The sequence below is a fragment of the Campylobacter troglodytis genome (assembly GCF_006864425.1).
In the GTDB taxonomy this organism is placed as follows: domain Bacteria; phylum Campylobacterota; class Campylobacteria; order Campylobacterales; family Campylobacteraceae; genus Campylobacter_D; species Campylobacter_D troglodytis.
In genome coordinates, this window is sequence record NZ_QHLI01000208.1 from 1 (window position 1) to 673 (window position 673).

Consider the following 673-nt stretch of genomic DNA (forward strand, 5'->3'; position numbering starts at 1 on the left):
AGGCGATTGATACTTTTAGCTAAAATTTTATAGGATTTTTTCTAATCAATTTTAACAAAATTTTATACAAATTTTCATTCTTAACTTTAACATTATATCTAAATTCAGTTTCTTTTAAGTGTAAATAGAAAAATTCCCTTTTAATGCCGTGAAACTGACTTAATCTAGCCTTTGCATAGCCCCAGAAATTCTCTATTCCGTTTATATGGCTTCGCCCATTTGCAAACTCGTTTTTGTTATGCTTTACCCTATAATGAGCCTTTGCACCGAAATCCACCAAGCCATCGTAGGATTTTAGTCCATCGCTATAAATTTCACTTTCTTTAAGCACTGCAAAGTCCTTTATAATAGACAACAGCTCTTTGGCAGAGCAAGTGTTTGAGCGTATAGACACAACCGTTGCGTTTTAGCATTCCAAACACAGGCGTTTTCTTGCCAGCCCCACGCCCCCTTTTTCCACGCACTCTGCGAGCACCGAAATAGCTTTCATCAACTTCGATTTCACCACTCATCTTGCTGATTTTTTCGCATTCTTTGGCTATCAAAAGCCTTATTTGCTGCACTATCCTATTCACACAAGGACGAGAAACCTTACACAAAACGGCGATTTTGCTCACGCAAATATCAGCACAAAAGCACTCCAAAATTTGCCGAAATTTTCGCTCCGAAATGT

General features: G+C 37.7%; 1 pseudogene. It reads right to left on the bottom strand.

The features are described 5' to 3' along the window. Window positions 1–19: 19 nt before the first annotated feature. Window positions 20–671, bottom strand: a pseudogene (locus DMC01_RS12700) (IS1595 family transposase). Window positions 672–673 lie beyond the last annotated feature (2 nt).